Below are 19303 nucleotides of genomic sequence, written 5' to 3' on the forward strand. Positions count from 1 at the left end.
CTTCCTTGATCTGGGTCATTGGCCAACTGACTAGATTCAGAAGCTCGTCACAACACAAGGAGTGTGTCATGAAAAAGTGGTTATTTATCTGGCTGGCATTACTGAGTGCACCGCAAATTTTGACGCCCGTGATGGCGGAAAGCGCCAAGTCCACATCACAGGCGCAGATCCAACCGGTCAACATCAATACCGCTGATGCCAAAACCCTGGCGAAGCAACTCAAGGGAGTTGGCGAGCGCAAGGCCGAGGCAATCATCCAATATCGCGAAGCGAACGGTCCCTTTACGGCCATAGAGCAGTTAAACAAGGTCAAGGGGATCAGCCCAGCCATCATCGCGAAAAACCGGGAGCATATCGCCCTATAGGCCCCATGCCGGAGTTTCGCTCCGGCATTTCCCTCCATTTATCCGTCACCTCTCGCTAACAGCAACTACACTGCAGATCCAGTCAATCACTCTGACACAGAGCATTGCGGAGGTGTTTATATGACGAGAAAAGTGCGTAAAGCGGTGATCCCGGTTGCCGGTTTGGGGACGCGTATGCTGCCTGCAACGAAGGCCATTCCTAAAGAGATGCTGCCCGTTGTAGACAAACCTTTGATCCAGTATGTGGTTGCGGAAACCATCGCGGCCGGGTTCAAGGAGATCGTCCTGGTCACCCACTCATCAAAGAACTCCATAGAAAACCATTTCGATACCTCATTCGAGCTTGAGGCAACCCTGGAAAAACGGGTAAAGCGCCAATTACTCAGGGAAGTTAAAGCGATCTGTCCCGATGATGTGACGGTGATCAGCGTCCGTCAGCATGAGGCCCGAGGGCTGGGTCATGCCATCTTGTGCGCTCAGTCTGTCGTCGGGAACGAGGCCTTTGCCGTGATCCTGCCGGACGTTCTTATCGATAAATACAGCAGTGATCCCGTCGTCGATAACCTGGCTGCCATGGTCCAACGCTTTGAGCAACGGGGCCATAGCCAGATCATGGTCGAGTCGGTTCCCATGGAGCGCGTCTCCAGCTACGGCGTGGTGGACATCAATGGCCATCAAATAGGACCCGGCGATGATGCGCCTATCCAGGCCCTGGTCGAAAAACCCCACATCAGCGAAGCACCGTCCAACCTGGCCGTGGTCGGCCGTTATGTGCTTTCTGCTGCGATCTGGCCCCTGCTGGCGGCTACGCCTCCCGGCGCCGGAGACGAGATCCAGCTAACGGATGCCATTGCCCAGTTATTGGCAAGTGAAACGATCGATGCCTATTTCATGCAGGGAAAAAGCCATGATTGTGGCTGCAAAATTGGTTATATGAAGGCCAATATGGAATATGCGCTGCAACACCCGGAGCTGGGCGAATCGCTGCTTTCCCATCTGCGCCAGTGGACCGCATGACCGGTTCCATCTCGCTGTTGAAGGGTGCGCTGAGCACCCTTTTTTCTTTCAGTAAAAGAGGCATCCTCGGCAACGGCTCAGCACCAGTCGATTTTCCCTTCGAGCTTCAGTTTTCCATGGTTCGGGTCGCCATACGGAGTTTATGACGGTGGATTTTTTCTGACATCGGCTGCATATTCGCACCAAGCCGGTGGTGATTTTGTTCGATCGCCGTACACTGCCTTGAACCTTAATTAGAGACTGACCGACGACCATGTTTGGAAAGAAAACCAATACCAATACCAAAAGCAAAAGCAATGCCGCCCCGACCTACATCTCCACCGATTGCCGCCTCAGCGGTGAGCTGACCCTGGACAGCGATTGCATGGTAGATGGCAGCATCGAAGGCACTGTGATCGCCAAAGGCAGCGTACTGATCGAGGAAGCTGGCCGTATCGAAGGGGAACTGGAAGCGGAAGAGGTGCGTGTATCTGGCCACTTCAAAGGCAAGATGAAGTGTAAGCGCCTGTCCATCACTGCGAACGGCATGGTAGATGGCGAAGTCCTGTCCGAAAAGATCGAGATCTTCGAGGGTGGTCAGTTTGTCGGTACCCGTCTCAAAGAAGAGATGCTGCGCCTGGAGAGCCCCAAAGAGGCCCCGGCCAAGAAAGCCGCCAAGCTGGACACCAAGGCCGCTGCAACTGCCTGATCCCTTATGCTAGGCTGATCGTATGAAGACGATAAGCCTAGCCCCGATGAGCCGTCGCAACAGCATTACCTTGCTGCTGGGCGGCTTTTTACTTTGCGCCTTCTCCCTGCTCCTCTACGCTTTCCAGCTCAACGCTGCCCTGGCCTTCTCCTTCTGCGTGATCGCCATCGCCCTACTCTTTCTCGGCACCATTAAACGGCTCGATCCCGAGGTGAGCCTCACACTCACCCCTGAAGGCCTGCATTATTACCATCGCAAGGGCCATTGGTTCGTGCCTTGGGAGCAACTGCAACGCTTCGATCAGCCCCGCCACCAAGACAACCATGAGCCCATGGCCTTCGTCGGCTTACGCCTACGGCAGAATGAACAGCATATCCATACCATAGAGCCCAGGCTGGCCCTGGCCCTGCTGATGGAGCAACGCCCCCTGCAGCAGATGGTACAGCCCTGTGACAACGGCAGCTGCATGCCCACCATGACCGAGTCTCGAGCGGGCCTGACCGGAATCCTGGCGGCCTATGCCGGCCATATCAACCTGCTGCGCCAGGGCTTGGGGTTTGATCTCTACCTGCCCATGTCCATGCTCGACCGCTCGCCAGAGCAGATGATCAACTTGTTGCGCCACTACCAGGCCGAGGCCCTGGCGCCCGACGGCTCAGCCACAGCGACAAGGCCATAACCATACCTCCCAGGCCCAGACGCAGCAGGTCGGCATCCCGATCCCACAACACCAGGTTCACCAGGATCCCGGCTGGGATCAGGATATTGTTCATCACTGCCAGCTGATCCGCATTGACCCGGGTCGCCCCAAGGTTCCAGGCAAAATAGCCCACGCCCGACGCCACCAGCCCCAGCCAGAGGAGAACGCCCCACTGCAGCGATGTGTTGGGCAGGCGTTCGGCGTTACCCAGCAATAACCAGTTGATCAGGGCCAGGATACAGGCACCGACAAAGAACCAGCCAAACGCCTGGTGATGGGGGACCTCATGCCGGGGGGCAACGGCCCGGTAAGCCACCTGGCCAAAGGCAAAGCTCAGGTTGGCGCCCTGAACCAGCATAAAGCCGAGCCAGAAATGACTTTCGATCGACTCGTAACGAATGATCACCGCCCCCAGTACGGCGGCCAGCGCTGGCAACAGGCCGCGCCAGTGGAAACTCTGGTATCGCAGATCTTCCAGCAGGCGCACCCATAGCGGGGTCATCACGGTAAACAGCAGCACTTCCGGCACCGACAGGAAGGCAAAGGCGTGGTACAGCAGGGTAAACATCAGCCCCAGTTGTACCGCCCCGATCCCGGCCAGGCGGACGGCGAGAGAAACCGGCACGGGCCGCAGTAGGGGAATAAACAGCAGACACGCCAGGATCATGCGTGACAGTACGGCAAAGTAGGGATCCACCTGGCCGGCAATGTAGACATCGATCAGGGAAAAGGAGAATGCCCAGATCAGGGTAACAAACCAAAGGAGAGACATAGATAAACTTCAGTGTTGCAGTTGCAGCCAAAGCAGGCCGAGGTATTCGTGGATCGCCCGTTGGCTGCTCCACAGATTCAAAGAGGTCAGGTACCAGGGGTGCGTCGGCCTGGCGATAAAGTCCGTGGGTGCCGCCGTGGGGGCCAATCCGGCCTTTTGATAGCTGAGCATGGAGCGGTGCATATGGGTGGCCGAGGTCACCAGTACCGCCGGGGCCTGATCGATCAGGGCCGAGGTCATCTTCGCTTCTTCGAAGGTGTCCCGGGCCTGTGCCAGCACCTTGATCTGAGCGTCGGGGATCCCCAAGCTCAGCGCTGCCTGGCGCATCAAGTCGCCATGGGCCACGCTATCCGTCCCACCATACCCGGAGACCACCAGGGTGGCCGTCGGATTTGCCCGCCAGATCCGAACCCCCTCCATCAAGCGAGCCAGTGCCGTCGTCGACAGTTGCTGCAGCGGATGGCGAGCGGGATCGCTGTGGTGAGCACTGCCCAGCACCAGCACATAGGCAACAGGCTCCCCCGGCTGCCAAACCGGGTAACGCTGCTCCAGCGGCCCCGCCAAGATCTGGCTGACGGGTGAAAAGCTCAGCAGCAGGAGGTAGAGCGGTCCGGCCAGGATCAGCCCGAGACCCAAACGCTGCCGACGCAGGATCAGCAATGCCCCCAGGGCCATTACAAGACAGGCCAGGGGCACAGGTAACAGGGCGGCCGTCACCGCTTTTTTCAACCAGAATCCCACTATGCCCGACCCCACAGCCAAGCCGCACCCCGAACCCCGGAGGCATCCCCGTGCTGGTTGCGCAAGATCGGGGTGACACACTCGCCACCAATCACATATTGAGGCAAGCGGGCGGGCAACTGGGTGTACAACCACTCCAGGTTGGAGAGGCCACCGCCGAGCACGATACAGTCGGGATCCAGCATGTTGATCACCTGGGCCAGGGAACGAGCCAGTTGATCGGCATAGGCGTCCTGAATGGCCAATGCCCTGGGCTCGCCTTCACGGGCATTTTGCTCAATCTCCGTGGCGGTGAGCGATTCACCAAAACGCTCGGCGTACTGGCGGGCCATGCCGCTGCCCGAAACATAATGCTCAATGCAGCCCCGCTGACCACAGAAGCACTCGGGCCCCGGGTATTCGGCTTCGCTCATCCAGGGAAGTGGGTTGTGCCCCCACTCCCCGGCGATCCCATTAGCGCCGACGTGTGCCTGCCCATTGATGGCGATCCCGGCACCGCAACCGGTCCCCAGGATCGCCCCAAACACCAGCCGGTGTCCTCGACCCGCCCCATCCACCGCTTCGGATACGGCAAAGCAGTTGGCGTCATTGGCACTGCGCACCGGCCGATCGAGCAGGAGGCCCAGATCGGCATTCAGGCTGTGGCCATTGAGGCACTGGGAGTTGGCGTTCTTGACACGTCCGGTCACAGTGGAGAGTACACCGGGGATCCCGACGCCCACGCTGCCCTGCTGACCCAAAGCGCGTTCACAGCCAAGTACCAGTTCGACGATGGTATTCAGGGTTCCCTGATAATCGCCCTTGGGGGTGGGTTGACGCTCACGCCAAAGGATCTGACCGGCCGGATCCAGGGCGACCAGCTCAATTTTGCTGCCACCGAGATCCACCCCGATCCGCATTCGGCTTGAAGTAGCCATAGACATATTTTCCAAATTCCATTCACTCCCCCGTGAGTTTAACAAGCTCACAGGGGAGCGTCGTGAAAGACAAAAAAGCCCGCAGATGCGGGCTTTTTCCTGGCGTTATCGTCAGCCCTGGCTGTCGATACGCTGCACTTCATCGGCGATACGTTGCGCCAGCGCCGCCACATCGAAGCTGGGCTGGGCTTCCACCATCACTCGGATCAGCGGTTCGGTGCCGGATTTACGCAGCAACACGCGCCCCTGCTCGCCCATCTCGGCCTCCACCTCGGCCACGACGGCCTTGACCGAATCGGCCTCCAATGGCGCCGTTTTTCCGGAGAAACGTACGTTCACCAGGATCTGGGGCAACATGGTGAGATCTGCACGGGCCTGACTCAGGGTTTCCCCCTGCAGCTGCAGGGCATTGAGCACCTGCAAGGCAGCGATGATCCCATCCCCTGTGGTGTGATGACGCAGACTCAGGATATGTCCGGAGTTCTCGCCCCCCAGTTGCCAGTTGTTTTCCTTAAGCAACTCGACCACGTAACGATCGCCCACCTTGGAGCGGGCAAAGGGAATGCCCAGCGCCTTGAGTGCCAGCTCCAGACCCAGATTGGCCATCTGGGTACCGACCACGCCGCCTTCCATCACGCCACTGCGCTGCCAGTGGCGGGCGATGATGTAGAGGATCCCGTCACCGTCGACGATGGTGCCGTCACGATCCACCATCATGACCCGATCGCCATCGCCATCGAAGGCGATCCCCATGTCGGCACCGGTTTCCGCCACCTTGGCCACCAGGGCATCCAGGTGAGTGGCGCCGCACTCGGCATTGATGTTCAGGCCGTTGGGCTTGTCACCGATCACGGTGATCTTGGCGCCCAGCTCGCGGAATACCGCCGGGGCAATGTGGTAGGTCGCGCCATGGGCACAATCCAGGACGATGTGCATCCCCTTAAGGCTGCCAGATTTGGCAAAGCTGCTCTTACAGAACTCGATGTAGCGTCCTGCGGCATCGTTGATCCGGCGTACCTTACCCAGTTGATCCGAAGCCACACAGCCCATGGGCTGATCCAGCTGGGCCTCGATGGCCAACTCGTTGGCGTCGGTCAGCTTGGTGCCCGTGGTGGAGAAAAACTTGATGCCGTTGTCATGGTAGGGGTTGTGCGAGGCACTGATCACCACACCGGCGTCGGCCCGAAAGGTCTGGGCCAGGTAGGCGATGGCCGGGGTCGGCAGTGGCCCGGTCAGGGCCACGTTAACGCCAGCGGCAATAAAACCCGCCTCCATGGCAGATTCCAGCAGGTATCCGGAGATCCGGGTATCTTTGCCGATGATCACTTCACGGGTGCCCGCCTGGGCCATGATGGAGCCAGCGGCGTACCCGAGGTGCATGGCAAACTCAGGGGTGATCGGGAACTGGCCTACCAGGCCACGAACCCCATCGGTTCCAAAATATTTTCGACTCATACGCTTCTTTTGATCTTAAGGGCAGCGCAAACTCTGTGCACTGCCGGAACATCCTTGCAGACCGTTTATCGGTATCTTTGCGGTCAGTTACCCGCCATTTTGCCACCGTTTACCGCGAAAACCCAAGTTCACGTTACGGCAGCTTGCAAGCAAGGGACGGCATTATGCCACTAAAAAGCGATGAAATTCTGCCTTACTGGGCGTAATGCTGCGCTAAATGACGTAAGAGATCACCCCGGCGCGCGTTGGGTAAACGATTGATCCCCGCCGCCAGCGTCCGTCCTCCACCACTGGCATACTGGCGACAGAAAGCATCCGCTCCTTGAGGGTCGTTGAGGGGCGCGCGCAGAGACACCATGCAATGATCGTCATCGAGATCGATCAACAGGAGCACGGCCCGCTCGGGATGGGCTCGGGCCAGGCGATTGGCCAGGGTGCCTGCGATCCTGTGGGCCCAGGCCTGATCCGGCAACGCCACCCAGAGCACGCGCTCCCCCTGTCGATGCGCCGTCCTTTTTTGCGCCTTGGCCAGATCCTGTTCAAACCCATCCGCCAGCTGATGCACCACGGAATCCGGATCGGCCCAGGCAGCCAGGGGCGACTCATACTGCAGCAGGGCACGATAGAGGGCCTCCGGCGTGATGTGCAGATCGACCAGGGTGCGCCCATAACCGTTGTAATTGACCAACTCACCCAGGCGCCGCAGTTGACTCGCCTGCTCCGGGGTCAGTCCCGACTCGGCCGCCAGTGCATCGGCACGAGGGATCAGGTTATCGCCATAGGCTCCGGCAATGGCCCATTGACGCTGACGACCCGACAGCAATCGATCGATCAGCAAACTGGTGCACCAATCTGCCCCGGTTTCGATATGGGCCGTCAGGTTGGGCAGCGCCGGGATCGTGCCGGCAAAGTGGTGATCGACATAGAGCACCTCACTGCCCGCCGCCAGCATCCGCTCAAGTGGGTCGCGGTTCTTGTCCAGGGAGAGATCCAGCACGGTGACCGAGTCGCCCGGCCGGGCGGGAACACGGTCTAGCAGGGCGATGTCCCGCTTCACCCCGGTGATCAAGGTGGCATCGAGGGGGTGGCTCTTGCGCAGCTGCAGCAACGCGCAGATCCCGTCCGCATCCCCATTGAACACATCAAAATGGCTCATAGCACGCCGCGGCTCTCAAGCAGCCCCAGCAGGCTGTCGATACAGGCATCCAGGCTCTGCTCGGCCGTGTTCAGACGCAGCGCCGGGGCGACCGGGGCCTCATAGTCGGAGTCGATCCCGGTAAAGTGGCGGATCTCCCCGGCTCGAGCCTTCTTATAGAGCCCCTTGGGATCGCGCTTTTCACACTCGGCCAGCGGCGTATCCAGGTGGATCTCAAGAAACTGCCCCTGGGGCAGAAGCTGCTCTACCAGGGCACGGTCGGCTCGAAAGGGTGAGATAAAGGCGGTGAGCACCACCAGGCCGGCGTCGGCAAACAGCTTGGCCACCTCGCCGATGCGGCGAATGTTCTCTACCCGATCCGCATCGGTAAACCCCAGATCCCCGTTGAGCCCATGGCGCACATTGTCGCCATCGAGCAGATAGCTGTGCACACCTCGCGCCGCCAGTGCCGCCTCCAGGGCATTGGCCACGGTGGACTTGCCCGAGCCGGACAGTCCGGTAAACCAGAGTACGGCCGGGCCGTGCCCCTTCTGCTCCCGCCGCTGGGCGGGGGAAACACTGTGTTGATGCCAAACGATGTTTTCGGTCATTCCATTACTCATTCTTGAAAAGCAGTTTTTAGCTAACAGCTAACAGCTAACAGCTAACAGCTAACAGCTAACAGCTAACAGCTAACAGCTAACCACTAATCGCTAACCGCTAACCGCTAACCGCTAACCGCTAACCGCTAACCACTAACCACTAACCACTAACCACTAACCACTAACCACTAACCACTAACCACTAACAGCTAACAGCTAACAGCTAACAGCTAAACGCTAACCACTAACCGCACTCGCGGTTAGCGGTTAGAAAGGGAACACCCTGGGGATCAACACCAGAACCAGGGCGCTGTACAGCAAGGAGAGCGGCACACCCAGGCGGACGTAATCCCGCTTACGGTAATTTCCCAGGTTCATCACCATCATATGGGTCTGGTAACTGAAGGGGCTGACAAAGCTGGCACTGGCACCGTAGGCCACCGCCATGATAAAGGGCATGGCGGAGACACCAAAGGCATCGGCCAGCCCCAGGGCCAGGGGCAGCACCAGGGCCGCCGCAGCATTGTTGGTCATCAGCTCCGTGGTCAGCAGCGCCGCCAGGTAAACCCCAACCATCGCCGCCAGGACGCCTCCACCGGCCAGGTGACTTTGCATCGCCAGGGCCAACTGCTCAGCCAAACCCGTCTGGGTAAACGCCTCCGCCAGGGCCAGGGCGCCGGTGATGATCACCCACAACTCAAAGGGGAAGCGCTGGCGGACATCGTTACCGGTAAGGATCCCACTGGCCAGGAAAGCGGTCAGCAAGACCCCAAGACCAACAAACAAGGAGAGATCCAGCAACAGATTGGCTGCCAGGGTCAGGGCAAAGCCCCCCAACACCAGCACCTCCTGCCAGCGCAACAAGGGCCGCTGCAGCACGGTGCCGCCGATCTGATAGAAGTGGCGGTTGACGCTGCGCCTTGCCTGGTAGCGTTCTCCGGCAGCCAGCACCAGGATATCCCCCCCCTGCAGTGCCACGTTACCCAGCTTGCCAGACAGACGCTCCCCCCGACGCCGCATGGCCACCACGGCGGCATCGAAACGGGCCCGGAAGTCACTGTCTTTTAATGTCCTTCCCACCAGGTTTGAGGTGGGACTGAGCAACACTTCCACCAGGTTGCTGCCGAGCAAGCCATTGCTGCCGGCAAACAGGCTGAGCCCCTTGAACCGCTCAAGCTCATTGATCTTTTCCACTTCGCCACAGAACACCAGCTTGTCATGGGCCTGCAGGGCCAGATCGGGCGAGACCGGCGCAATTAGACGCCCCTCCCGGACGATCTCCGCCAAAAACAGGCCCTGCAGTGAGCGCAAGCCATTGTGCTGGACCGAGCGGCCGATCAGGGGGCTACCCGGCTCGACTTCGGCATCGATAAAGTAGGGGGGCTCCTCGTTCGCTTCCCCTTCGCGCACCGGCAGGGTTCGAGCCAGCATCAGCAGCAGGGCCAGTCCGGCAACAGCCACCACGATCCCCACGGGAAAGAAATCAAACAGCGCCAGCGCCGGACGCCCCTGCTCCGTCAGCACCGAATTCACCACCAGATGAGTCGAAGTACCGATCAGGGTCAGGGTGCCGCCCAGGATGGCCGCATAGGAGAGGGGCAGCAGCAGGCGGGAGGGCAGATGGTCCGGATGACGACTGACCACCCCCGCCATGGTGGCGACCACGGCGGTGTTGTTCAAAAAGGCGGAGCTGATCATGGTGCCCGCCCCCATGCGTGCCAGGGTGTGGGTATAGCCCTGGCGAAACAGATGGCGACCGATCAGGGCCAGCAACCCGGTTTTTTCCAGGGCAGCGGAGACCAGCAAGAGCAACAGCAGGGTGATCACCGCCGGGTTGGCGGCCAACTGTGGCAGCCGGGCGGCGGGGACCAGTCCGGTCACCGCCAGCGCTAACCCTAATGCCGCAAACAACAGCTCAGGTCGAATACGGGTCAGCACCAGGCCGGCGATCAAGCCCAGCCCGAGGACGAGCACCGCCAGTTGGGGCCAGGCCAGTCCGCCCGAATCCAAGGCTGCCCAGAGTGTGCTCATTGATCCGACTCAAACAGCTCATCCAGGCTCAGATCCCGCGCTCCCCAGTGTGGGAAGTGTTTGCGGACCAGGGCATTGAGCTCCAACTCAAAAGCGCTGTAGCGCTGCTCATTGGCCCTCTCTACCGCTGCGTTCAGGGGATCCTGCACCATGCCGGCCGCCACGGTGACATTGCTGATCTTGTCGATCAGGATAAAGGCCCCGGTGGTGCGGTTATCGCCATAGCGATCAAACAGCAGCGGCTTGGCGGCACTGAGCTCCACCGTGCCGATCTCATTGAGTGCCAGCTGACTCGCCCCCTGACGCTCCAGGGTATTCACATCCACCCGCTCCTGCACCTTGTCCACCCAGGCCGTGGTGGACTGGGTCGCCAGCTTGATGCCGTACTCCCGCCCCGGCTGCATCGGCTCATCCGCCATCCAGACCAGGGTCGCCAGCAGGCGAGCACTATGACAGGGCAGTTGCTCAGGGCTGACCAGCATCTCGCCGCGACTCACATCGATCTCGTCATTGAGGGTCAGTGTCACCGCATCGCCCGCCTGGGCCGACGCCTGCTCTCCGTCGAAGGTCACTACCGCCTTGACGGTGCTGCTCTTGCCCGAGGGCAGCGCCACCACGACGTCACCCGGTGCCACCCGGCCCGCCGCCAGGGTACCGGCGAAGCCGCGAAAATCCAGGTTGGGACGGTTAACGTACTGCACGGGCAGTCGCAGGCCCGACGCACCGCTCTGCTCACCACTGTGGGCGGGCTCGACAGGCAGGGTTTCCAGCAGCGTCATCAATGGCTGCCCACGATACCAGGGGGTGTGCTCACTGACGCTGACCACATTGTCCCCCTCCAGCGCCGACAGGGGCACATAGTGAACATTTTCCAATCCCAATTGGCTGGCCAGCTCGGCGTAATCCGCCTGGATCCCAGCGTAACGGGCCTGGTCGTAACCGATCAGATCCATCTTGTTGATGGCCACCACCACCTGCTTGATCCCCAGCAGGGACACCAGGTAACTGTGGCGCCGGGTCTGCACCTGTACCCCATGGCGGGCATCGATCAGGATGATGGCCAGATCGGCGGTGGAGGCACCAGTGGCCATGTTGCGGGTGTACTGCTCATGCCCAGGGGTGTCGGCAATGATGAACTTGCGCTTATCGGTGGCAAAGTAACGGTAGGCCACGTCGATGGTGATCCCCTGCTCCCGCTCCGACTGCAGACCATCCACCAGCAGGGCCAGATCGATCCGCTCCCCCGTGGTGCCCACCTTCTTGCTGTCGGATTCAATCGCCGCCAGCTGATCTTCAAAGATCATCTTGGCATCGTGAAGCAGCCGCCCGATCAGGGTGCTCTTACCGTCATCGACGCTGCCGCAGGTGATAAAGCGCAGCAGCTCTTTGTTTTCATGTTGATCCAGATAAGCCAGGATATCCTGCTCGATCAGTGCATTTTGTGCGTTCATAATCATTCCTTTCAGGAAGCTATCAGCGTCTAGCTACTAGCTACTAGCCATGCATCACTCCCACCAGATACTGGTGGAATTTCCTTATTTGCTCTGCTCAAGCCGCTTCATCAAGCCGGTGAGCATGGCACCGAGTTCTCGGCTTTCTGCCAGGCAATAGCGAGAAAACTCGGTGTCTAAATATCCAATCTCTGCGCCTATCAAGACCTGCGTTCTCAGCTCTGCTAAAGAGGCCCTGGCAATATCCAAAAAACGCAGCTTGTCCCTATCGCTTTTTCTGGCCATGCCTTCGGCGATATTGCTGGGAACAGACAACCCGGAGCGTGTTAGCTGGCTGCGAAAAGCCAAGTCAGAAAGCCTATTGGTATGCTTGTACAGCTGACACGATAAACTGACCGCCCGTTGCCAAACTTCCAGCTTCTCAAAGTCCATTTCGTCCGCCCCGCTCCTTGCTCTTAGCTAACGTCTAATGGCTGCCAACTAACCGCTGCTCCTCAGAAGTAACCTTCGACCTTTTTCTTTTCCATGGAGCCGGCACTGTCATGATCGATCACCCGGCCCTGTCGCTCGGAGGTTTTGGTCAGCAGCATCTCCTGGATGATCTCCGGCAGGGTCTGGGCATTGGACTCCACGGCACCGGTCAGCGGGTAACAGCCCAGGGTGCGGAATCGCACCATCTTGTGCTCGATCACCTCGCCCTCCTCAATCGGCATACGCTCGTCATCCACCATGATCAGGGTGCCATCACGCTCCACCACCGGACGCTCTTTGGCCAGGTAGAGGTCGGGGATCTCGATATTCTCCAGATAGATGTATTGCCAGATATCCAGCTCAGTCCAGTTGGACAGGGGGAAGACGCGGATGCTCTCGCCCGGGTTGACCCGGCCGTTGTAGAGATTCCACAGCTCGGGGCGCTGGTTCTTGGGATCCCAGCGATGGTGTTTGTCACGGAAGGAGTACACCCGCTCCTTGGCCCGGGACTTCTCTTCGTCCCGACGAGCCCCGCCAAAGGCGGCATCAAACTTGTAATGATCCAGCGCCTGCTTAAGGCCCTCGGTTTTCATCACATCGGTGTGGGTGGCACTGCCATGGGTGAAGGGACCGATCCCCATCTCCAGCCCGCGGGGGTTTTTATGCACCAGCAGTTCAAACCCATACTCCTTGGCGATGCGATCGCGAAACTGGATCATCTCCTTGAATTTCCAGTCGGTATCCACATGCAAAAGGGGAAAGGGGATCTTACCCGGGTAGAAAGCCTTTCTGGCCAGGTGCAGCAGCACCGAGGAGTCCTTACCGATGGAGTAGAGCATCACCGGATTATCAAACTCCGCCGCCACTTCACGCATGATGTGAATGCTCTCCGCCTCCAGGCGCTTTAAATGGGTGCGGCGCTCATGATCTTGCATCCCTGTACCTCAATCTCTGGAACGGCAACCGGCCTATCCGCTGCCGAATGAGGGGAATTATTGCTTATAAGAACCATGCCTTCTATTCCCTTATGGAATAACAAAGAGCATCCTTTCCTAGGGACAAACTTAAGGGGTCCACTGCATCAGATAATAGACCTCATTGGTCAAACCGATGATCTCAAAGCCCATTCGCTGATAGAGCTGCAAGGCGGGGTTGTACTGCTCCACATGGATGGTCAGTGGCAGGGAACGGGAGCGGGCTTCACCCATCGCCCCCTTGAGCAAGGTGCCACCTATCCCATGACCGCGATAGGCTTCCAGCAGAGCGATATCGACAATGCGGATCTGATCGCGCCAATAATCCAGGTAAAATCGTCCAATCGGTGTGTTATCGGCCCAGATCACATAAAAGTGCTGAGTGTTGTAATGGCTGAAATAGTGGTGGGTCTGCGCTCGATACTGCTGCTCAAGAAACGCCAGTCGATCGGCAGGGGTTAATTGGGTCTGCTCAAACTCCTCCTGCCTCAGGGCAAAATACAAACGCCGCAGAAAAGCCTCATCCTCCGGACGTACCGGTTCCAACCGTACTGCGGCCACCGCCTGTCCTGTCATCATATTCACCTCCCTGTGTCCCTCCGCTCCACGCTGATCGCCAATATTCAGCGTGAAAAATGGGCATTTATGCCCAGCTTACGCCCATAGCCAGCCAAAAGTTGATCAATCCCACTAAAAACACGCGCGAATTCAAACCACCTGTATTAACATGTTATTTACAACAAGCAGAGAAGGATCTCGGCAATGTCTCAATATGACTTTGAGCACTTTTTACAGCACCTGGCCCACCCCTTGTGGCTCAGTGACCATCAGGACAATCGAGTGGAAGTCACCGTCAGTGACGTCGCTCGACAGCACTCAAACGATCAATTTGAGGCCTTCTCAGTCACCCTCGACACCCAGATCCCGGTGCAATGCTCTCAAGGCCAATACCGGCTCAGTAGCGACAGCTTCGGCGATCATTCCTTCTTTCTTGTCCCCATCGGCCCACAACAGTTGCACCTGGTGATCAGCCGGGTTCGCACCATGGAACCTGCCTGACGGCAGCCCCCCAGTCAACGAAAAGGAACTTCCACATGGCTGAACCCTTTATCAGTGAAATTAAGATGTTTGGATTTAACTTTGCGCCCAAAGGCTGGGCGCAATGCGATGGTCAACTGTTGGAGATCAATCAAAATCAGACACTCTATGCCCTGCTTGGAACCCAATTTGGTGGCAATGGCCGCACCACCATGGCACTGCCCGATCTTCGAGGTCGCGTGCCGGTCCACGAAGGGGATTTGGCGGGCCAGGTCTTCCAGCGCGGTATGCCTTTTGGCCGCGAAAACGTGACCCTCAGCGCCAACGAGATGCCGGGTCATAGCCATAACCTGGTGGGATCTCAGCAGGATGGGAAAAACAAAGACTATACCGGTCAAGTACTTGGCGCTGGCAGCCTGGTTTACAGCACAAAGACACCGGATGTCAGTCTGAACGCACTGCAGATCACGGCAAGCGGCGGTGGCCAGCCCCACACCAATGTTCAGCCTTCTCAGGTGATCAATTTCTGCATCGCCCTGACCGGCCTCTTCCCATCCCGTAACTGAAGGAGAATTCATCATGGCAGACCCCTTTTTAGGCGAGATCCGCATGTTTGCAGGCAACTTTGCCCCCAAAGGTTGGGCCTATTGCGATGGGCAATTGATGGCGATCTCCCAGTTTGATGCCCTCTTTTCCCTGCTGGGTACCGTCTATGGTGGCGATGGCCGGGTAAACTTTGCCCTGCCGGACATGCGCGGCCGCCTGCCGATGCACATGGGCGCCGGACCCGGCCTGACCCCCAGAGCCCTTGGTCGACGCTTCGGTGTTGAGCAGGTCACTCTGCAACCTGAGCAGATCCCCAGTCATACCCATACCCTGCAGGCCAGCAGTCAGCCTGCAACGGATACCCAGCCTGATGGCAGAGTTTTGGCCCAGCAGATGGACGACACCCTCTACACCGCTACCAACCCCACGGTCGAGCCCGGCACTCTAGTGGCGCTCGCCGATGAAGCGGTAGCACCCAGTGGTGGCAATCGAGGGCATAGCAACCAGATGCCCGCCCTGGGATTGCACTTCATCATCGCCGTGCAAGGTAGCTACCCTTCACGTAACTGATTTTCGACCCGGAGTTTAAGGAGAAACCCATGGCCGATCCCTTCCTTGCCGAAGTGAAAATGTTGCCCACCAGCTTTGCCCCCAGGGGCTGGGCCTACTGTGATGGCCAGCTGTTGCCGATCAGTGAAAATACCGCCCTGTTCTCCCTCATCACCACGACGTATGGCGGCGACGGCCGTACTGACTTTGCCTTGCCCAACCTGCAGGGGCGGGCGCCGATCCACCCGGGTCGCGGCCCGGGCCTGAGCTCGGTGCGTCTTGGCGAGCGGCTGGGCACCCCCAGCGTTGCCCTGACCGATTCACAGCTGCCATCCCATACCCATACCATGACGGCGCTTAATGAAACCGGCACTCAAGCAGCACCTCAGAGCAATGGTTTTCTTGCCAAGGACAAGGGGGGAAAACCTGAAAACATTAAACTCGCCGTCCCACCCGAGTCCGGCCAATTGACCAACATGAGTCCATACGCCCTGGGGGCTGCCGGCGACAGTGCTGCCCATGAAAACCATCAACCGGCTCTGGTGATCCCCTTTTTCATCTGCCTCAATGGGCTCTACCCCGCTCGAAACTGAACCCGAACCAGCATGATGTTGACGCGCTCACGCCAAGCCCCCTCTAGGTCGCGCCTGCCGACAGGGGGCAGGATCGCCCTGGCCGCCCTGGCACTGCTGGGGCTGGGCGCCTGTGCGAGCAAACCGGCGATCCCCGCCCTGGAAAACTTTCAACAGCAGCTTGTGTTGCTCCCAGTTCACTCATCGAACTCCTCCGCCGAGGATCAGTCCCTGCAACTGCACCTCAAGCAGGGCAGATTACGAGTGCGTTTAAATGGTGCACTGGTGATCAAGGCCCGGCCCGATCTTGGCCTCCAGCAACTGGGCAAGGCCTGTGGTTGCATCCTGCAGCAGCCCCCCCAGCAACTCTACCTGGGCCATGACTTTCATTACGTCAAACTGACTCTGGCCGCCCAAGCGTCATCCGCCGAGTTGTTTGCCCTACAACGTCGCCTACAGCAACACCCAGATATCCTTCTGGTCCAGCCCGATCTGCTGCAACTGGCCTATGACGTCGCGCCCAGCGCAAGGCCAACCGCACCATCCACGCCACCAAGCCCGTCAGCGTGGCGAGGCAATCCGTTTGCCACAATGCCGTCGGCCAGCGCCAGCGGCCGAGGGACAGTGATCGCCATCATCGACGATGGCTTCACCCTGTCCCACCCACAGTTGGCCGAACTCAAGCTGCGCTTTGGCTTCGATGTCACCCTGGGAGCGTTCGACGTCGCCCCGCCCACCCCGTCACTGCACCATGGCAATCGAGTGCTGGGCCTGCTGGCGGGCCGCCACGACGGCATAGAACCCGAGGGGCTGGCTCCCGCCGCCGAATACGTGCTGATCCGCCAGCCCGACAGCTGGACCAGCAACACCCTGATCGCCCTGCAACTGGCCAAACTGGCCGGTGCGGACATCATCAACAACAGCTGGCACACCCAAATGCTGCTGGAGCCCATTGCCGATGCGGTGGCCGATCTGCGTCAGTATGGCCGCCACGGCAAGGGCATTGCCGTGGTGTTTGCCGCCGGTAACCAGGGCCAACGCCTTGGCCCCGACAGCCATGAGGCCAGCCTGCAAAGCGCCATCGTCATCGGCGCCGGTAATGCCCGGGGCCAGGCCCGCCGCTACAGCAACCTGGGCCCCTCCGTCGATGCCCTGTTCAGCACACCACCAACCCTGTCCCTCGGCCCGGATGGCGGCTACCGGCGATTTACCGGCACCTCAGCCGCTGCCGCACGGGCCAGTGGCTGGCTGGCCCAACAGTTGACCCGTGATCCCGAGTTGACCATAGACCAGCTCGAACACACCTTACGCCAGCGATCTCAGCCCCCAACACAGCAGGACACGCCGTAATGAGCCGCGAACCGCAAAAAACCAGTGATCACCATGCCGAAACCGAGGCCCATACCGCCCGGCAGCAAAGTCCCTATGCCACCATGGATTACCAGTGTGAACACTCGGGTAATCTGCCCGGCCTGCTCAAGGCACTGAACATCTCCCTGGCTTTTACCTCCTACCAGGCGGCGCGGCTGATGCTGGTGCGCAGTGACGGCGAGTCCATCGATGTCAACTTCACCCAGTTTCCCCGACCCATGGGCCTGGCCGCGAACGAACAGGGCCTGACCCTGGGCACCTTCACCCAGGTGATCCACTTCAGTCGGGAAGATCACCTGCTGGATCAGCTGAAACAGCCCCTACCGGGGATCGAGCAGGATATCACCGCCCCCAAGCTGCATCGCCTCGATAAAGAGGAAGGCGCACCTGCCGATGAACCAGAATTGACGCCCGAGCAATTAAAGCGCCAGGAAGAACACCAAGCCTTTGTGCGCCAGCAGTTTGAGCCGGTGGACGCCCGGACCGATGCCTGCTTTATTACCCGCAGCAGCCACCACACCGGCATGATCAATATCCACGATATTGCCTGGGGCGAGGCGGGCCTCTGGGCGGTCAATTCGAGCTTTTCCTGCCTCTGCACCCTGGAAGCCGACTACAGCTTCGTGCCCCGCTGGCAGCCCCATTTTATCTCCGACTTAGTCCCCGAAGACCGCTGCCACCTCAACGGCATGACCCTGCGCGACGGTGTACCGCGCTACGTCACCACCTTCTCCACTTCCGATGCCCCGGGGAAATGGCGTGACAGCGACAAGTCCACGGGCACCCTGATGGATGTGCAAACCAATGAATTCCTGCTGCAGGGGCTGACCATGCCCCACTCGCCGCGCTGGTATGACGGCAACCTCTATCTCTGCGACTCCGGCCATGGACTGTTCTGCCGCTACAACTTTGAGACCGGGGAAAAAGAGGTGTTGGCCGAGTTACCCGGCTTTACCCGGGGCGTCGACTTTATCGGCCCCTTCGCCATCGTGGGCCTGTCCAAGGTGCGCCAGTCCGATGTCACCCGCCCGGCGCCACTGGCACAGAAATACCCCGAGACCCAGTCAGGACTCTGGTTTATCGATCTGCGCAGCAACGAGGTGGTCGCCACCCTGAGCTTCAGCGGCAACGTGGATCAGATCTACGACGTGGCGGTTTTACCCGGTTGCAGCTTCCCGACATTAATAGAACCGACGCATCCAAGAATGCGCAATCACTTCACTTTCTCAGAATTACAACCTTTATAGGACAACGACCATGGACCACTCCAAGGACGGAAAGATGTCAGCCAATAAAATCAAAAAAGACACAACCAAACGTAACGGTAAAAAACTGGCGTCGGGGTTGCTGCCAATGATGGCAGCATTCATTCCCAACGCCGTAGCCAGCAGCCGTCCCGGCTCATTCGCCAGTATCAGTCGGCAAAGGTTGGCACTATCAACGCAACTCAACGGGCAGAATAAAGATCCTCTTAGAAAACAAAATCCCAGTAACAAGTACAAAACCAGCTTCCCCAAGACCCGAACTCAGGTCGTTCAAAGCAAACCCATCAACAAACCCAGAGTGCAAACCAAGCAAACGGGTCCATTTCGCTCCTTTGGCAGCTACGCTGCGAAAAGCATGAGCACCACCGAGCCGGGAACAATAAAACAAAAAAGCCAAGACCCCACTCAGCTCCCTATAGATCTAATGACCTACCTGACAGAGAACAGGCTTCTCACCCTAAAGAGTTCACAGCCTGCGGCACTGACCGGCGCAACCAACAATTTCGAAAGTGGTAACAAGTTGCTTGCTACGGTCTCAACCTACATAAACTGTAACGCCCCAGGACTCATCGGTCAGCGCTATGCTCGAACTAACTCCTCTTGTTGGCTGTCTGGCGTGGCTTATATCGGTAATCATGATACC

At 59.0% G+C, this 19303-nt stretch carries 21 protein-coding genes; 10 read left to right on the forward strand and 11 right to left on the reverse strand.

The window, feature by feature from the left end:
• Nucleotides 1–68: 68 nt before the first annotated feature.
• The 4 genes from AC2D8U_RS01920 (at nt 69) to AC2D8U_RS01935 (ending at nt 2749) form a co-directional block, all read left to right on the forward strand.
• Nucleotides 69–365 (forward strand): ComEA family DNA-binding protein, encoded by a 297-nt coding sequence (locus tag AC2D8U_RS01920; RefSeq protein ID WP_484617345.1) that lies wholly within the window; start codon nt 69–71, stop codon nt 363–365.
• 120 nt (nt 366–485) lie between these two features.
• On the forward strand, nt 486–1382 hold the full coding sequence (galU, locus tag AC2D8U_RS01925) for a UTP--glucose-1-phosphate uridylyltransferase GalU (protein ID WP_484617346.1): 897 nt from the start codon (nt 486–488) through the stop codon (nt 1380–1382).
• A gap of 253 nt (nt 1383–1635) precedes the next feature.
• Entirely contained in the window at nt 1636–2070 is a 435-nt protein-coding gene (locus AC2D8U_RS01930; protein WP_484617347.1) for a bactofilin family protein, read from the forward strand.
• A 22-nt stretch (nt 2071–2092) separates the two neighbouring features.
• Nucleotides 2093–2749, forward strand: a complete 657-nt coding sequence (locus AC2D8U_RS01935) for a DUF2982 domain-containing protein (RefSeq protein ID WP_484617348.1) — start codon at nt 2093–2095, stop codon at nt 2747–2749.
• Here AC2D8U_RS01935 and AC2D8U_RS01940 read toward each other — a convergent pair.
• From AC2D8U_RS01940 to AC2D8U_RS01990, 11 genes are all read right to left on the reverse strand, one after another.
• Nucleotides 2679–3542 carry an EamA/DMT transporter family protein gene (locus tag AC2D8U_RS01940; protein WP_484617349.1) on the reverse strand — a complete coding sequence of 288 codons (864 nt, stop codon included), beginning with the start codon at nt 3540–3542 and terminating at the stop codon, nt 2679–2681. The genes AC2D8U_RS01935 and AC2D8U_RS01940 overlap by 71 nt on opposite strands.
• A 9-nt stretch (nt 3543–3551) precedes the next feature.
• Entirely contained in the window at nt 3552–4271 is a 720-nt protein-coding gene (locus AC2D8U_RS01945; protein WP_484617350.1) for an ElyC/SanA/YdcF family protein, read from the reverse strand.
• A gap of 11 nt (nt 4272–4282) precedes the next feature.
• Nucleotides 4283–5200 carry an ROK family protein gene (locus AC2D8U_RS01950; protein ID WP_484617351.1) on the reverse strand — a complete coding sequence of 306 codons (918 nt, stop codon included), beginning with the start codon at nt 5198–5200 and terminating at the stop codon, nt 4283–4285.
• Between the two features lie 111 nt (nt 5201–5311).
• Nucleotides 5312–6655: a phosphoglucosamine mutase gene (glmM, locus tag AC2D8U_RS01955; RefSeq protein ID WP_484617352.1), complete on the reverse strand. Its 1344-nt coding sequence runs from the start codon at nt 6653–6655 to the stop codon at nt 5312–5314.
• 193 nt (nt 6656–6848) lie between these two features.
• Nucleotides 6849–7811 carry a DHH family phosphoesterase gene (locus AC2D8U_RS01960; protein ID WP_484617353.1) on the reverse strand — a complete coding sequence of 321 codons (963 nt, stop codon included), beginning with the start codon at nt 7809–7811 and terminating at the stop codon, nt 6849–6851.
• Entirely contained in the window at nt 7808–8401 is a 594-nt protein-coding gene (gene cysC / locus AC2D8U_RS01965) for an adenylyl-sulfate kinase (protein ID WP_484617354.1), read from the reverse strand. Before cysC ends, AC2D8U_RS01960 begins: the two co-directional genes overlap by 4 nt.
• A 258-nt stretch (nt 8402–8659) precedes the next feature.
• Nucleotides 8660–10423 (reverse strand): SLC13 family permease, encoded by a 1764-nt coding sequence (locus tag AC2D8U_RS01970; protein ID WP_484617355.1) that lies wholly within the window; start codon nt 10421–10423, stop codon nt 8660–8662.
• Complete coding sequence (gene cysN / locus AC2D8U_RS01975) at nt 10420–11874, reverse strand: sulfate adenylyltransferase subunit CysN (RefSeq protein WP_484617356.1); 1455 nt, start codon at nt 11872–11874, stop codon at nt 10420–10422. Before cysN ends, AC2D8U_RS01970 begins: the two co-directional genes overlap by 4 nt.
• Before the next feature lie 84 nt (nt 11875–11958).
• Complete coding sequence (locus AC2D8U_RS01980; protein WP_484617357.1) at nt 11959–12306, reverse strand: four helix bundle protein; 348 nt, start codon at nt 12304–12306, stop codon at nt 11959–11961.
• Nucleotides 12307–12368: 62 nt separating this feature from the next.
• Nucleotides 12369–13280 (reverse strand): sulfate adenylyltransferase subunit CysD, encoded by a 912-nt coding sequence (cysD, locus tag AC2D8U_RS01985; RefSeq protein ID WP_484617358.1) that lies wholly within the window; start codon nt 13278–13280, stop codon nt 12369–12371.
• A 129-nt stretch (nt 13281–13409) separates the two neighbouring features.
• Nucleotides 13410–13898: a GNAT family N-acetyltransferase gene (locus tag AC2D8U_RS01990; protein WP_484617359.1), complete on the reverse strand. Its 489-nt coding sequence runs from the start codon at nt 13896–13898 to the stop codon at nt 13410–13412.
• A 183-nt stretch (nt 13899–14081) separates the two neighbouring features.
• On the opposite strand from AC2D8U_RS01990, the gene AC2D8U_RS01995 reads away from it, so the two are divergent.
• From AC2D8U_RS01995 to AC2D8U_RS02020, 6 genes are read left to right on the forward strand one after another with little or no spacing between them, the layout of a single operon-like run.
• Nucleotides 14082–14378: a DUF6916 family protein gene (locus AC2D8U_RS01995; protein ID WP_484617360.1), complete on the forward strand. Its 297-nt coding sequence runs from the start codon at nt 14082–14084 to the stop codon at nt 14376–14378.
• 35 nt (nt 14379–14413) lie between these two features.
• Complete coding sequence (locus AC2D8U_RS02000) at nt 14414–14923, forward strand: phage tail protein (protein WP_484617361.1); 510 nt, start codon at nt 14414–14416, stop codon at nt 14921–14923.
• Between the two features lie 13 nt (nt 14924–14936).
• Complete coding sequence (locus tag AC2D8U_RS02005; RefSeq protein ID WP_484617362.1) at nt 14937–15473, forward strand: phage tail protein; 537 nt, start codon at nt 14937–14939, stop codon at nt 15471–15473.
• Between the two features lie 29 nt (nt 15474–15502).
• Nucleotides 15503–16045, forward strand: a complete 543-nt coding sequence (locus AC2D8U_RS02010) for a phage tail protein (protein WP_484617363.1) — start codon at nt 15503–15505, stop codon at nt 16043–16045.
• Nucleotides 16046–16057: 12 nt separating this feature from the next.
• The gene (locus AC2D8U_RS02015) at nt 16058–17374 is read left to right on the forward strand and encodes a S8 family peptidase (RefSeq protein ID WP_484617364.1); all 1317 of its coding nucleotides are present in this window, start codon (nt 16058–16060) and stop codon (nt 17372–17374) included.
• Nucleotides 17374–18642: a TIGR03032 family protein gene (locus tag AC2D8U_RS02020; protein WP_484617365.1), complete on the forward strand. Its 1269-nt coding sequence runs from the start codon at nt 17374–17376 to the stop codon at nt 18640–18642. The genes AC2D8U_RS02015 and AC2D8U_RS02020 overlap by 1 nt, the downstream gene beginning before the upstream one ends.
• The last annotated feature ends 661 nt before the right edge of the window (nt 18643–19303 follow it).

Source organism: Ferrimonas sp. YIN67, from assembly GCF_057219095.1.